A 13,912-nucleotide genomic window follows, 5' to 3' on the forward strand; every position below is an offset into this window, starting at 1 on the left:
CTTCCAAGATGACTGCATGTTCAACCTTCCCGTAAATTATAACATAGTGCTTCGTACCCGGACTTCCTCATTCGTGACGTTAATCGTACAAAAAAACCGCGGAATCCCGCGGATATGTTCGCCTGCTTCACATTTTATTTCTGCTTAGCCTTCTTCTTGAAACGGTCACGTTCCGTATCAATATCGCCGTCCTTTTGATTGCTCTGAACGACCCCGTAAGCGACATAACTGAGCAGCCCCATAAAGACGCCGGTGCCCACAACAATATAAATCATCGTAAAAATTTTGCCGAGTCCCGTCTTGGGTTTGAATTCCGGATGTCCTACTGTGCTCAGCGTCGTAATACAGAAATAAAGTGCGTCTATGACGCTCAAGTTTTCTTCCGTGGTATAAAAAATCGTGCCAGAAACAAGCAGCAGAACAATTAAGACAAAAAAAACCTGGAAATTTTTCAGTTTAAACGCATGAAGCAGTCCGGTCAGCAGCCGTTTCAAGGTCAAGACAAAGGATATCATGGTTGTTCCGCCTTGTCATAGATATTGGTAAATGAGTCCGCGTTCGGGTGGTGATTCTCCCTTAATATTCCCCTTTTTCCATCCAATAAACCGTGACTTGAACACGAACTTTGGGGTAGCGTTTTTTACTTTGGCTTAACCTAACGCAGGAGATTTTCACGACCATGGGTCCGGAAAATCATTTATAATGAAAAAGACCTAAACAGAGAAGGCTCGTAGGAAGGGAGTTATGTTATGAAACATTTAGCTGTGTATTGCGGATCAAGTTACGGTGCGTCGCCGGCGTATCGGGAAGCGGCAGTCGAGCTGGGCAAAGAAATGGTACGCCGCGGGTTGACCCTGGTTTATGGGGGATCCAGCGTAGGGATCATGGGCGTACTGGCCGATACGGTCATTGCTGAAGGCGGGCAGACCATCGGCGTCATTCCACAGGTGCTGGTAGACCGGGAAATTTCGCATCAAGGGTTGACCGAGCTTCATGTGGTCGGCACGATGCATGACCGGAAGTTTAAAATGGCGGAGCTCGCCGACGCATTCCTTGCGCTTCCGGGTGGACCGGGCACGATGGAGGAGTTTTTCGAGGCGTTCACGTGGGCCCAGATCGGCATTCACCGCAAGCCCATTGGCATGCTGAACGTGAATCGTTATTACGATCCGATGATCTCCCTGTTTGAGCATATGGTACGGGAACAGTTCATGCAGCCGCAGTACCAATCTATGGCCATCATTGAGCCAAATGTGTCTGTATTGCTGGACATGATGAGTAAATATGAAGCCCCTGCCGTTAAAAGTTACGTTAAATAAGCCTTAACATACAGACAGCCGCAGTCCGGAGACTGCGGCTGTTGTTCAAGTGGCAACCCGGGTAATGGCACCCCAGGCTCGATCACGCAAAATGACTAGTATCTTTGGTTAAGCGGGGTATCCACTTTGCTTTGGAGATGTGCCAAGCGGACCATAATGGTCGCCGCTTCAGCCTTGGTGACCGGCTTCGCCGGGTCGAATTTGCCCCCCGCGGCGTCCATCAGTCCAAGCTTCAGCATAAGCGCAACAGCGCCTTTGTCCTGGATCGCATTCGCGTCGGAGAGGGACAACGCCTGTGCATCCTGCTGGAAGAACTTGGACAGGCGGTTGTAATGCAGAGCCGTGGTCAGGCTGGTGGCCACCGCTTCACGGGTCAGCTTCTGCTCCGGATGCAGCTCCGAGGATTTCGCGTCTTTCAGCCAGCTTTTATCCATGAACAGCTGTACCGCTCCCGCGATCGGACTGTCGGCTGGAACGTCGGTGAAGACTGGTTGATACTGGCCCCCATAATAGCCTTGATCCGGGTAAACCCCTTTCGCCATCATTTGGATCCAGTCCCCCAAAGTCAGCTCCGCATCGGGATGGAGCAAGCCATCTTCACCAGGCGACAACACGCGGTATTCGAGCAGCGTCGCCAAATCCTTGCTTGCCGCGTGGTTTGCCGCATCGCTCGGAAGCGCAGCGCTCTTGTCCTTGTTCGAAACGGGCAGCAGACTTGATGCTTCGGTTTTCCCTGTAACCCCATCGATATATCCTACGTTCCGGTCTCCGTTCAGCGTTGGAACATACGCCAATCGAACAGTCGGTTCCACGTACGTGTTATCCACTGGGTAACCGCCGCTGCTGATGTACCGCGGCTCCACGCTGAGATCGTCCAGCAGGCGCTGCTGTGCGTCTTTCGCATCAACTTTTGCTGTCAGGGTATCTAACGCTTTGATATCCTTATCCGACAGGTAGGTATCCGCATTGTAGCTTAGCAGCTTGCCGCTGCCGTCAATGGAGACGCTCACAGTCATTCCGTTAACAGGCAAGTCCTTGTAGAAACGCTGGAACACGAATTGATATACCGTGCCCGATGCCGGATTCAATGTTTTGGCATCTGACAGCTTCAAAGCTTCGGCGGCATTCGGATAATGGGCAAGCACCAGCTCAATGGCTTTCGCTTGTGCCTGGGCTTCTGTCACGGACGGAGCGGTAGCTTTGGCCGGTTCGGCATCCGGATACTGGAACTCATGGTAGCTCAGCAGCTGCCCTGTGTCGGCGTCCACGTACGCGTACTTGCTGTCATCGCGGTTTATTCCGGCAGTTCTTTTGTTCCAGTTCAAGCTCCAGACTTGCTTACCGGTGCCGCCCCAATAATTGCTGAGATTTGATTGGATCTGGTAATCCGGGCCTGGGGCAATGCCTTGAAGCCGCTGCAGCACTTCGTCCGAGGTCAGCTGCCCGCCTTTGTACGGGGTGAACGATTTACCGGAAGCCTTTAATGTGGTATAGCTAACCGCTTGGCTTGGGCCTTCCAAATCCTTGCCAAAAATGGTATCGATCCGCTTCCCTGAATTGGCATCAATCGGCTCCAATGTCCGGTCTGGAACATAACCGATCTTCCATTCCCGGTTGGCGGACGTATCGTACAGCGAGGTGGACGGTATGTATGCCAGCGTTACGGACAAGCCCTGCTCAAGCCTCTTCTCCGCATCTTCCTTGCTGATGGTGGCTTTCGCCGCTGGATAATCCCCCTGGTAAGTATTGCGGTTAAAGCGGATGATATTTCCGTTGCCGTCCACGTCCAGGCTCACAGACTCATTGTCAGCAGGAATCCCATTGACGTCAATCGTGTAAGAAAATGAATACTGAACCGGTCCGAACAACGCCTTGTTGGATGAATAGAGGTTCTGGTTTGACGGTTTCATCGTACCTGCTTTAATAGAAGGAGCCGCTTTGGGTATAAACGCCTCGGCGATTTTCTGAGCTTCCTGCTCGGAAACCGCCGGCGGGTAATAGGCTGTGTTGGAATCGTCTAACGGGTACATATATGGATAACTATAACTGAGAATATCTCCTGTAATCGCATCCACTTCGGTACTGAAGCCCATCGAGTGGTTCCCCTGTTGAATCGTCCAATTCTGCTCCCATACCTTCTTCGTGTTGGATGGGTACACGTTCTGCTCACCATAGGTTACTCCGTTTAGCTTTGCATCCTTCAATTCAGGAAACAAAGACCTGATACGCGATTCCGCTTGGGCTTTCGTAATTTTGGCGTCAGCCGGATTGAGTCCCTTCGAGGCTGTGGAGCCGCTGTCCTGGGACGCTGAAACTACGGAATCCTTCACAACGGAAGTCCCGCTGACTGTGTCCGCTGATGCCAACAAGGGCACCTGCAGCAGACTGAGTCCAAGTGTGCCTGCAAGCACCTTTTTGGCTACGGATGTGTTTCTTAAGCTCCTCTCCTTTGCCTGATTTTTTGGCATGCCCGCGGCATGTTGTTGTTCGCCCATCCTTCTTCCTCCCTGTTATACCAATATAAACCATTTTGATTATAACATGGGACGTTAGAGAATTGGCCTCCAATTTGGATTTTTCAGGAAAAATTTGTGCCGCAGCATCTTGTGCTAATCAGAAAGACCATTTATGCTATAATCAGTTGAACCCCGGAAGCTTTGATTTGCCGTGAAGTTAGACCCGGTTTCCGGGCGTACATGATAACGATGGAGGAATCTACAGATGAAAAGAATGAGGACAATCGATTCCGGGAAGCCGCAAAAGGTTTCCAGCGATCCGGTTCTCGGGGGACGTAAATCCTGGAGCCGCAAACCAATGACACAGGTAGTCAGCAATAAGAAAGCAGAACAGCGCCGATCGTGGTGCCGAAAAGGCACGGACGACGGCGCTTTTTTAATAGGAAATCAGAAAGTATACATTTAGCGGATGAGTCGAACCATCCGGGGTGAAGCGAGATTAATAAGCCGTCCAGCCGGCGTCCGCTGTAATAACCGTACCGTTTACAAAGCTGGAATCGTCCGAGGCGAGGAACAAAGCGACCTTCGCGATTTCATCCGGCTTGCCGGTTCTTGGATTCACGCCCATGCCGGCCATCGCTTGCTGCACGCCAAGCGCGTTCATATCCATACTAGGCGTATCGGACATAATGTTAGTCTCCACACCGCCCGGGGCGATCGCGTTGCAGCGAATGCCGAGCTTCGCGTACTGGTAGCCGACATTTTTGGTCAAACCAATCACGGCATGCTTGGACGCCGTATAAGCTGCCCCTGCCCGGGAGCCAAACAATCCGCCGACGGATGCTGTATTGACGATGACGCCTTTTCCCTGCTTGACCATAATTGGAAGCGCTTTGCGGATTGCCCGCATCGGGCCTGTCGTATTGACGGCGAAGACACGCTCCCACAGTTCGTCGGTCACTTCGGCCGCTGCCACCATTTTATCCATAATTCCCGCATTGTTGACCAGAACGTCCAGCGATCCGTACTGATTCACTGCGGCATCGATCATGTTCTGCACATCTTCTTCCTTGGCAACATTCGCGATGACCCCAACTGCGGTACCGCCTTGCTGCTGAATTTCCGCAACGACTTGGTCAAGAGAGGCCTGGGAGATATCAGCGAGAACCAGTTTGGCGCCTTCCTTAGCGAATAAAAGAGCCATTTCCTTTCCCATTCCTGATCCGGCACCTGTAATAACCGTTACTTTGTCTTGTAGCTTCATGACCAACCTACCTCCAACCTTTGAATTAGACAACACATTGTCTATAATCATTATAGCGCCCGTCCAATTTGGCGATCAAACGTCAATCTGGCCGAAAATGTCTATTTTACAGCGTTTTCAATATCATCTGGAGGATATTAGACATATGAACAAACGAGTCACCTACACCCAGCACTATCTATCCGAGGCTTTAATCAGTCTTATGGCGGAAAAGGACTACGCTTCGATCACCATCCGTAACATTGTGGAAAAAGCGGGCGTGAACCGTTCGACCTTCTATCTTCATTATTACGACAAGGATGACCTGCTGAACCAAACCGCATCCGGCATTCTTACGGCGCTTCGCAGCGCGATGCGCAATCCTTCCTATACCCATGAGTCGGCCAGGAAGGATTATGAGGAATCCGGTAAACCGATTTCTTCAGCCGTGGCCTTGTTTGAGCATATCCGTCAGCATGCGGCATTCTACACCATCATGATGAATGTGAAGGATTTCCCTGTCCAGCTGGACCAGGTGATCAAGAGCGAACTGCTCGCTTTCACCACAGACGCGCTCCAGGCTTCCTTCTCCTCCGGCGGGATGATGGGGCTCATCTACTATTGGCTGAACCATCAAATGCAAGAAACGGCCGAGGAGATGGCCCTATGGCTTACGCGCGCCGCGCTGTATCCGCTGAATCGGCCGGAGGCGTAACCCGCAGGACCGACCTTTTCCCCTTCTGCACCCTTCTCAATGAATGCTAGCCGAACTTGATCACGAACCTATGAATCCAGTTTCTATAATCCATTTGCAGGGCTGCCGTGACTCTCAAGCGTCTAATGAATATGATGTCACTGGTCAACGGCAGTGAAGTGGAACGTGAGCAGCGCCCCCCGACTTAAGTCCAGTTTGAGACTGGTCCACGGGCCGTTTTGTTTGAACGCATGAAAGCATACACTGTTACTATAGCAGGTTCAATTACATAAGCTTACCCACTTATAACATAAGCAAACTTTTTTATAGAAACGAGGGCCGCTCTCTAGCGAAGCCCAAAATTAATCTAGGTAGAAGGTGAACAATCGTGCAAAAGAAGCGTGTACTCATATTATCCGAGGGATTCGGCAGCGGTCATACCCAGGCGGGTTATGCGCTGGCTGCTGGCATGAAGGAAATTCAACCCAATGTGCATACGAAGGTAATCGAGCTTGGCTCTTTTCTGAATCCTACCGTAGCTCCATGGATCTTGTCGGCCTACCGTCTCACGGTAAGCACCAATCCGGCCCTTGTCGGCATGCTTTATCGAAAACAGCATGACAAACCGCTGAAGCGTCTGACCGCTTTGGCGCTCCATAAATTGTTCTATAATCATACGGCTGATGTGATCCGTCAGCTGAGACCCGACCTCATCGTCTGCACCCATCCGATCCCCAGCGCAATCATCGGACGGCTGAAGGCTTCCGGACTGGACGTTCCGCTCTGCACGGTCATTACCGATTACGACGCACACGGCTCCTGGATGAACCGTCAGGTGGACCAGTTTCTCGTATCGACGGAATCCGTCCGCCGGACTTTGTTGAAACGCGGGGTTCATCCAAACAGCGTGAACGTAACCGGCATCCCGGTCCATCCGACGTTTTGGACGAAGGAAGATAAAGCGGTGGTAAGGCGGAAGCTGAAGCTGAAAAACATGCCGACGGTCTTCATTATGGGCGGCGGCTGGGGATTGGTCGCAAACAAAGAGCTGTTCTACCAGCTCGCCCAATGGAAGTACCGCGTACAGCTCGTGTTCTGTGTCGGGAATAATCAGAAACTGCTATCCAAATTAAAGAGCTCGCCTGCATTCTCGCATCCGAATATCGTTGTGATCGGGCAGACGAAGGAAGTCAGCAAATGGATGGATGCCTCCGACCTGCTCATTACAAAGCCGGGCGGGATGACCTGCACCGAAGCGATGGCCAAAGGGCTGCCCATGCTGTTCTGTGAGTCCATTCCGGGCCAAGAGGAGAAAAACTGCGAATATTTTGTCAGCGGCGGCTATGGGGAAGTCCTGAGCCCGCTTGTCCTGGACCGGTGGCTGCATGCGATTAGCATCGGCGGTACGGCTGCCGCACCTCACGGCTTCCGCATGAGCCCGTACCATTCCGCTCCACGCGAGGTTTATCGGCCGGAACGGTGCGCGGAGGAGCTCGTAGAACTGCTGAACGCACGCACGGCCGGCGCAAGACCGGTGGAGCTGCGACGCAGTCTCTGGGCCAGCATGTAACGCTGATCCGTGCTTACGATCATAAGAAAAACGTCTATCGACGTACCTTCAAAGAAGACAGACCGCGTTTAGCTGAAGTTTTTCTTGCGAGATCAGGAAGCAGAAGCTCCGAAACTTATACTTTTCTGATCCCTTAAAAAAAACGTCTATCGACGTACCTTCAAAGAAGTCAGACCGCGTCTAGAGGAAGTTTTTCTTGCGAGATCAGGAAGCAGAAGCTCCGAAACTTATACTTTTCTGATCCCTTAAAAAAAACGTCTATCGACGTACCTTCAAAGAAGTCAGACCGCGTCTAGAGGAAGTTTTTCTTGCGAGATCAGGAAGCAGAAGCTCCGAAACTTATACTTTTCTGATCTCTTAAAAAAAACGTCTATCGACGTACCTTCAAAGAAGACAGACCGCGTTTAGCTGAAGTTTTTCTTGCGAGATCAGGAAGCAGAAGCTCCGAAACTTATACTTTCTGATCTCTTAAACAAAGAAGGAATGCGCTCATCAGCGCATTCCTTCTTTTTGCATGATACGGGTGAACCAGTCCCCCGGCCCTTCCCATTCCTAAATTTTATACGGATTGATGCTTTTTCACTTGTACATCTTCCGCCGCTGCCTGGACATGCTCCTGCTCTCTCTGAATCCGTTCCTCGACCAGCTGTACCGCCTGCTCAACCGACCCGATGGCAAGTACCGGTTCCTGATGGAAAGCTTCGCCGTAAGCCTCGGTGGTATGCGCATATCTCGGATCGTAATAGTATTCCAGCAGCAGTCTCACGGCTGCCCCATAATTTCCTTGCTGCATGCTGAATTCGATTTCCTGGGCGATCGGCGTATGGATCCGCGACTTGATCTTTGAGAAAGCAAGCAGGCTTTCCGCAGGATGCTCCCACGGGCGGTAATCGTCCAAAATGTGATTCACCCGCAGCTCGACCGGAGCTTCGAGCACGATATGCCGCCCCAGCTCTTTCTTCTGGACCAGAAATTCAGGCAGGACCACCTTTCCGATTCGCTTGCTCTCCGCCTCAAGCAGAATGTACGGAGAATCCTGATATCGGATCAGGGACTCCACCAGCAGGGCATCGAAGGTCTTTTGGTTGCTGCTCTTCAGGCCAATCTCGCCGAAAATGGAACCGCGGTGCCCCGCCATCCCTTCAAGATCAACGACCGGGTAGCCCTTCTCCTGCAGTTCCCGGAGAATCAAGGTTTTCCCCGTTCCGGTGTTGCCATGGATCACGTACACGTCCGGAGCAAAGTCCATGCTCTGAAGCGTGTCGACCACCCATTTCCGGTAAGTTCGGTAGCCGCCCTCAAGCCGGTGCACATGGATGCCCATCAGGGACAGCACCGTCGCCGTCGTACGGCTCCGCATGCCGCCGCGCCAGCAGAATACCGCCTTATTCCCTTGAATTTCAGCAAATTGCTTTACGAAGGAAGGCAGCTTCGCGGACACAATCTCGAGGCCCCGCTCCTTCGCAGCCTGGGTGCTCACCTGCTTGTACAGCGTGCCGATCTCCGCCCGCTCTTCATCATTGAAGAAAGGGATGTTGATGCTTCCCGGAATCGTTGATTCCGCATACTCGGACGGGGACCGGACATCGATGACGGTGATTTCATTTTTCGCTCTTAGTTCATTAAGCTTCTCGATCTGTATATCCTGAAACATGATACAGCTCCTTACTCAATCACAATTTGCCCGCTATGTTGTGCGGTAACCTCACCTATAAGTTTCGCTTCCACGCCGGCATCCACCAGCTCCTGAAGCAGACGCTCCGCTTCATCCGGCCCTACGGAAATGAGCAAGCCGCCGGAGGTAACCGCGTCGCACAAAATGTACCGGTCCGTCTCGTCCATCTCTTCCGGGAAAATCACATGGTCCTGCACATGCGCATAGTTATTTTTGGATCCACCTGGAACCAGTCCCTGCTCCGCAAGCTCACGAACCCGCGGCAGGACGGGAACATCCTGCTTGCGAATCCGGATTTCCACCCCGCTGCCTTTGGCCATCTCAAGCGAGTGGCCCATTAAGCCGAACCCGGTGACATCGGTGCAGGCATGGACTTCATAGCCTTCCATAATTTCTGCCGCTTTCTTGTTCAGCGTCGACATGACTTCCGTCACCCGCCGGATTTCTTCCGGGGTGAGCTGATCTTTCTTGATCGAAGTCGTCATGATGCCTACGCCGATCGGCTTGGTCAGGACGAGCTTGTCTCCGGGCCGAGCTCCCGCGTTGCTTCTTACTTTATCAGGATGCACCAGTCCGGTGACCGATAAACCGAATTTCGGCTCTTTGTCGTCAATCGAATGTCCGCCAACGAGCGTGGCGCCCGCTTCCTTGACTTTATCCCCCGCTCCGCGGAGAATTTCGGTCAGCACGCGTTTATCCAGCGTGGATATCGGGAAGGCGACGATATTGAGCACCGTCAGCGGTTTTCCGCCCATCGCATAAATATCGCTTAACGCATTCGCCGCGGCGATTTGACCAAAAGAATACGGATCGTCCACGATCGGCGTGAAGAAATCAAGCGTCTGTACAAGCGCCAAATCGTCATTCAGCTTGTATACGCCGGCGTCATCGCTCGTATCGAGCCCGACCAGCAGATTCGGATCATGCGCTGCCGGCGGCAGGCCGCGAAGCACTTGGCTAAGATCGGCAGGGCCAATTTTGCAGCCGCATCCGCCCTTACTGGAATAAGATGTTAATTTAATATTCAAATCGGAATCCATATTCATGACACAACCCTTCTATATTCATCATTGGCATCAGCCTGATATTTTGTTAAACCCGCAAATTCCATCGTACACATCGCTCAAAAAAAACGCAAATGAGCCTTTCCCTGATTGGATGCAGCTTCAATTTGGACAAACCCAACAAAGAACAGCAGAATGTCATGATCAGAAGCATAAACTGGGCTTCCTTCATAACTTTCTGCTGTTTATTGCAGCCTGCTTTATTTGGATACCGGAACCGCGCTTCCAAAATACTGCTCGAGCGTGATATCCTTCTTCGTCACGTCTTCGGCAATGTCTTTGCCGACGTAGCGAATATGCCACGGCTCGTATTTGTAGCCGGTAATCGATTCTTTTCCTTCCGGATAACGGATTATAAAGCCATATTCGTAAGCATGGTCAGCCAGCCATTTCGCTTCCTTCGTGCCGGCAAAGCAGCTCTCCGCGGCGCATTTGCCGTCGGTTCCCGACACGTCAATGCTCAGACCGGTTTGATGCTCGCTGTGGCCCGGTCGCGCGCTGTAGGTATCGGCTGCTTTGACGCCGTCCCGATCCACATAGTTGTTATATAATGTCGTCTGGCGGGACTCGGAGCGGTACCCCGAAACACCAGCCAAGTAAACGCCGTCCTGCTTGGCCGCGTCAAACAGCTCTTTCAGAGCGTCTGCGGCCACTTTGCGCATTTTACGCTTGTCTATTTTTTCCGAAAACGTGAATGCTACGTCAGGATAGACGAGGTCCGGTGGAACGTAACCTTCCGGCAAACCATACGTTTTATTGACCAGTACCGTATCGCTTGTCGGATTGGATACGACATGCTCAACGTCGTACGTATTGACAAATTCACTGTTGTCCGATGTTCCGCCAGCTGGTTCGTCCGATCCATTCCCTGCATTCTGGCCTGAATTGCCGCCGGTTGCAGCGGAATCCTTGCCATCATCCGTTTGTCCGGCATCCTGACCGGTCGTGCCGTCACCGGCGCCTCCCGTGGCATCGCTGCCGGTACCGCTTGTGCCTTCCGTATCCGATGTGCTGCCGTTATCCGATGCAGTATCTCCGTCTCCGCTGGTGCCTTCCGGATCTACTGTACCGCCATTATCGCTTTGGTCTCCGCCGCCCAGCTGGGCGAGAGCCGGAGGATTCTCTACGGTCGCCTCATCCTTGGCCGTTCCTCTGTTGTTCGCAAAATAGATCAGCGCGCCGCCGACAATGATGACCGCAACGATCAATGTTGCCCATTTTCGCATGTGTTCACCTCAAATAATACCGCGTGATTCAAGACCACGGCTTTCTATCAAACTATAAATCTATCATACCCGGATCTATTATACGACATATTGGAGGAAGATACGACAAAAAAAGCCCCGATCTTTTCGATCAGGACTCATCCAACGCTAAAATATGTACGCTTCTTTGGGGACAGGTCTTATTCCGAACCTTTCAGCCGTTTTTGCATAAAGACAAGCTCGTGGGCCAGCCGCTCAATCCGCTCCAACACGTTCGGATCCGTAATCTCTTTATATTCGTTAAAATGATCGTCATGGACGTAGACATAGCCTGGCGCCACATAAGAACGGAAAAATCCCGCGATCGGCTTCAGCTGGTTCTCAATCACCAGATAATGCTGGTACGTTCCGCCTGTGGCGACGAATCCTACGACCTTTTGCTGCAGCGCCGTGACCGGAATCAGGTCGAACAGGTTTTTCAGCACGCCGGACATCGACGCCTGATAGATCGGAGTTCCGATCAAGCAAAAATCGCTGGAAATGACCGCATCGATCACTTTTTTAGTGTCGTCAGTATATGCCGATGGATCGCGTCCGTCACAGAACTGCACATCGTAATCTTTCATATCAAGCAGTTCCGTCTCCACATCGGGATACTGCTTCTTGACCTCTTCCAGCACTTTGTTCACCACAAGAGCCGTCTTGCTGCCGATGATCGCGCCAGATATTCCAACCAGCTTCATGATGTTAACTCCTTTTCTGTTTGTAGTTTCCTTTAATATTCGACTTCGCCTTCATCCGAATTGACGAAAAAGAATGCGGTCATCGCAAGCCGCTCCATCATTTGCTGGCGCAGCAATTCATCCTCAATAACCTCTTCCATGGCCTGCTGCATGCAGCCGATCCAAGCTTCCGCGCGCTTCGGCGTGATGGCAAACGGAAGATGCCTAGCCCGCATGCGGGGATGGCCCATCTGTATCGTGTATAACTGAGGTCCTCCGAAATACTGGGTCAAAAACATTTCCTGCTTCTTCATGACAGGCAATATATTCTCCGGAAACAGCGGAGCAAGCAGCGGGTGCTCCACCACTTTGGGATAAAAGGCTTCCACCAGCGCCTTCATCGTGTCTGCGCCGCCCATTTGCTCATAAAAAGACGTCGGGCGCGCTTCCCGATTCCCCTGATCCGCCCGTTGTCCGGGATCCTGATTCATATTCGAGTCCAATGGGGAATTAAACCTCCCTTCACGGGTGTGAGCCCCTAATTAGTAAACATAAACGTATACTAATTATTATAATTGAGCGTTCCCTTTGTCAATACTTGTTCCGTAAATATTCTTTACTTTATATACATATATGTTGACTATATTACCCGTGTGAACTACAATTACTCTGATAATAGTACATACCTGTTCTGTAATGGGAAAACACGACGGGAACAGATCCGTAAAACGGCTCGAAATCGCCGGTTTTATCTACAGAAGGTCTGTACTGCTGTTTTGAGCCATATTGTAATAGGGATAGAATGGACTGAAGAAACGACGTTTCATGCACCAGTTCAATCTATCATAGATAGAGAATGAAGGTGATCAACCATGACCAAAGAAGACCTGGTCGCTGCCCTGACCCATTTGAAAGACCATGAGCATGAGCGCCCCCTTGCTGAGCTCGGCTTGATCCGGGATATTACAATCAATAAGGATCATGCCGCTCTATCGGTGCTTCTGGATCCCGTCATGTCCGCAAGCAAAGAGAGCATCGGGGAACAGATTGTCAGCGCCTTGAAGGGAATCGGCATCGCGGACGTGCATATCCGGTTTAAAGCCATTTCAAATGAAGAAAAAAATGATATTATAGCAATTAAGCTGAATAAATCGGTACGCCGTGCACCAACGCTGATGAATTCCCCGCTCGTCGCCGCCGATTCTGGCGTGACGTTCATCGCGATCGCCAGCGGCAAAGGCGGTGTCGGCAAATCTACGGTAACCGTCAACCTGGCTACGGCACTGGCCAAGCAGGGTAAACGCGTAGGAATCATCGACGCGGATGTCTATGGTTATAGTATTCCGGAAATGATGGGAATTCATGATCTTCCGAAGAAGCATAATAACCGAATCGTACCGGTAGAACGGCACGGAATCAAGGTTATTTCGACCGGATTTTTCGTACAAGGCAACAAGCCCGTCGTCTGGCGCGGCCCGATGCTGGGCAAGATGCTCAGCACGTTCCTGAATGAAGTGGAATGGGGTCCGCTCGATTTCATCGTGTTGGACCTTCCTCCGGGTACAGGTGATATTGCCTTGGATGTTCACAATAAAATTCCGCAGTGCTCGGAAATTTTGGTGACCACGCCCCACCCTACTGCCAATCATGTTGCTGCCAGGGCCGGTGAGATGGCGATTCAGACCAACCATCCGATCCTCGGAGTCATCGAGAACATGTCTTATTTTACCGACCCCTCCGGTCAGCGGCATGATCTGTTCGGCACAGGCGGCGGAGCTGCTCTCGCGGAGCGGCTCAACACCAAGCTGCTGGCCGAGATCCCGCTTTCTGCGCCCGGCCAGTCGGCGGACCCGGAGAAGTCCCTGGCCGTATTTGGGGATGACAGCGAGCAATGGCGTATTTTTATGAATTTGGCTCAGAGAATTATTAACCATGATATTTAATTAATTTGAAAGGGTGAAACA

Annotated in this window: 13 protein-coding genes; 5 read left to right on the plus strand and 8 right to left on the minus strand. The window is 51.6% G+C overall.

Annotated features, from left to right (window positions below):
* Window positions 1-134: 134 nt before the first annotated feature.
* Entirely contained in the window at window positions 135-515 is a 381-nt protein-coding gene (locus GCU45_RS02840) for a potassium channel family protein (RefSeq protein WP_152397996.1), read from the minus strand.
* A 234-nt stretch (window positions 516-749) separates the two neighbouring features.
* Between GCU45_RS02840 and GCU45_RS02845 the strand changes: the two genes are divergently transcribed.
* Window positions 750-1,319, plus strand: coding sequence for an LOG family protein (locus GCU45_RS02845; RefSeq protein ID WP_116230032.1), 570 nt, complete (start codon window positions 750-752; stop codon window positions 1,317-1,319).
* Between the two features lie 95 nt (window positions 1,320-1,414).
* Here GCU45_RS02845 and GCU45_RS02850 read toward each other — a convergent pair whose 3' ends face one another.
* Window positions 1,415-3,814, minus strand: a complete 2,400-nt coding sequence (locus tag GCU45_RS02850; protein ID WP_152397997.1) for a YcdB/YcdC domain-containing protein — start codon at window positions 3,812-3,814, stop codon at window positions 1,415-1,417.
* A 226-nt stretch (window positions 3,815-4,040) separates the two neighbouring features.
* Between GCU45_RS02850 and GCU45_RS02855 the strand changes: the two genes are divergently transcribed.
* A complete protein-coding gene (locus GCU45_RS02855; RefSeq protein ID WP_152397998.1) occupies window positions 4,041-4,241 on the plus strand; it encodes a hypothetical protein in 201 nt (66 codons plus the stop codon).
* A 33-nt stretch (window positions 4,242-4,274) separates the two neighbouring features.
* On the opposite strand, the gene GCU45_RS02860 is transcribed toward GCU45_RS02855, so the two are convergent.
* A complete protein-coding gene (locus tag GCU45_RS02860; RefSeq protein WP_152397999.1) occupies window positions 4,275-5,039 on the minus strand; it encodes an SDR family oxidoreductase in 765 nt (254 codons plus the stop codon).
* Between the two features lie 145 nt (window positions 5,040-5,184).
* On the opposite strand from GCU45_RS02860, the gene GCU45_RS02865 reads away from it, so the two are divergent.
* A complete protein-coding gene (locus GCU45_RS02865; RefSeq protein WP_163875822.1) occupies window positions 5,185-5,733 on the plus strand; it encodes a TetR/AcrR family transcriptional regulator in 549 nt (182 codons plus the stop codon).
* Between the two features lie 367 nt (window positions 5,734-6,100).
* Window positions 6,101-7,282 (plus strand): MGDG synthase family glycosyltransferase, encoded by a 1,182-nt coding sequence (locus tag GCU45_RS02870; RefSeq protein WP_152398000.1) that lies wholly within the window; start codon window positions 6,101-6,103, stop codon window positions 7,280-7,282.
* Between the two features lie 559 nt (window positions 7,283-7,841).
* Here the strand turns inward: GCU45_RS02870 and mnmH are convergent.
* The 5 genes from mnmH to GCU45_RS02895 all read right to left on the minus strand — a co-directional run bounded on the left by mnmH (window position 7,842) and on the right by GCU45_RS02895 (window position 12,367).
* Window positions 7,842-8,936: a tRNA 2-selenouridine(34) synthase MnmH gene (gene mnmH / locus GCU45_RS02875; protein WP_152398001.1), complete on the minus strand. Its 1,095-nt coding sequence runs from the start codon at window positions 8,934-8,936 to the stop codon at window positions 7,842-7,844.
* 11 nt (window positions 8,937-8,947) lie between these two features.
* A complete protein-coding gene (selD, locus tag GCU45_RS02880; RefSeq protein ID WP_152402738.1) occupies window positions 8,948-9,997 on the minus strand; it encodes a selenide, water dikinase SelD in 1,050 nt (349 codons plus the stop codon).
* Between the two features lie 224 nt (window positions 9,998-10,221).
* A complete protein-coding gene (locus tag GCU45_RS02885; RefSeq protein WP_152398002.1) occupies window positions 10,222-11,247 on the minus strand; it encodes a M15 family metallopeptidase in 1,026 nt (341 codons plus the stop codon).
* 179 nt (window positions 11,248-11,426) lie between these two features.
* Entirely contained in the window at window positions 11,427-11,969 is a 543-nt protein-coding gene (locus GCU45_RS02890) for an NADPH-dependent FMN reductase (protein ID WP_152398003.1), read from the minus strand.
* Window positions 11,970-12,001: 32 nt separating this feature from the next.
* Window positions 12,002-12,367, minus strand: coding sequence for a globin domain-containing protein (locus GCU45_RS02895; protein ID WP_425281283.1), 366 nt, complete (start codon window positions 12,365-12,367; stop codon window positions 12,002-12,004).
* A gap of 453 nt (window positions 12,368-12,820) precedes the next feature.
* Here GCU45_RS02895 and GCU45_RS02900 point away from each other — a divergent pair, with 453 nt between their 5' ends.
* Complete coding sequence (locus GCU45_RS02900; RefSeq protein WP_152398004.1) at window positions 12,821-13,891, plus strand: Mrp/NBP35 family ATP-binding protein; 1,071 nt, start codon at window positions 12,821-12,823, stop codon at window positions 13,889-13,891.
* The last annotated feature ends 21 nt before the right edge of the window (window positions 13,892-13,912 follow it).

This window comes from Paenibacillus cellulositrophicus (genome assembly GCF_009363095.1).
Classification (GTDB): Bacteria; Bacillota; Bacilli; order Paenibacillales; family Paenibacillaceae; genus Paenibacillus_AQ; species Paenibacillus_AQ favisporus.

Bases quoted from the DNA above. Each gene is read 5' to 3' on its own strand.
- GCU45_RS02850 (WP_152397997.1), bottom strand. From the start codon at position 3,814: ATGGGCGAACAACAACATGCCGCGGGCATGCCAAAAAATCAGGCAAAG.
- mnmH (WP_152398001.1), bottom strand. From the start codon at position 8,936: ATGTTTCAGGATATACAGATCGAGAAGCTTAATGAACTAAGAGCGAAA.
- GCU45_RS02840 (WP_152397996.1), bottom strand. From the start codon at position 515: ATGATATCCTTTGTCTTGACCTTGAAACGGCTGCTGACCGGACTGCTT.
- GCU45_RS02865 (WP_163875822.1), top strand. From the start codon at position 5,185: ATGAACAAACGAGTCACCTACACCCAGCACTATCTATCCGAGGCTTTA.
- GCU45_RS02845 (WP_116230032.1), top strand. From the start codon at position 750: ATGAAACATTTAGCTGTGTATTGCGGATCAAGTTACGGTGCGTCGCCG.
- GCU45_RS02890 (WP_152398003.1), bottom strand. From the start codon at position 11,969: ATGAAGCTGGTTGGAATATCTGGCGCGATCATCGGCAGCAAGACGGCT.
- GCU45_RS02885 (WP_152398002.1), bottom strand. From the start codon at position 11,247: ATGCGAAAATGGGCAACATTGATCGTTGCGGTCATCATTGTCGGCGGC.
- GCU45_RS02900 (WP_152398004.1), top strand. From the start codon at position 12,821: ATGACCAAAGAAGACCTGGTCGCTGCCCTGACCCATTTGAAAGACCAT.
- GCU45_RS02895 (WP_425281283.1), bottom strand. From the start codon at position 12,367: ATGGGCGGCGCAGACACGATGAAGGCGCTGGTGGAAGCCTTTTATCCC.
- GCU45_RS02860 (WP_152397999.1), bottom strand. From the start codon at position 5,039: ATGAAGCTACAAGACAAAGTAACGGTTATTACAGGTGCCGGATCAGGA.
- selD (WP_152402738.1), bottom strand. From the start codon at position 9,997: ATGGATTCCGATTTGAATATTAAATTAACATCTTATTCCAGTAAGGGC.
- GCU45_RS02855 (WP_152397998.1), top strand. From the start codon at position 4,041: ATGAAAAGAATGAGGACAATCGATTCCGGGAAGCCGCAAAAGGTTTCC.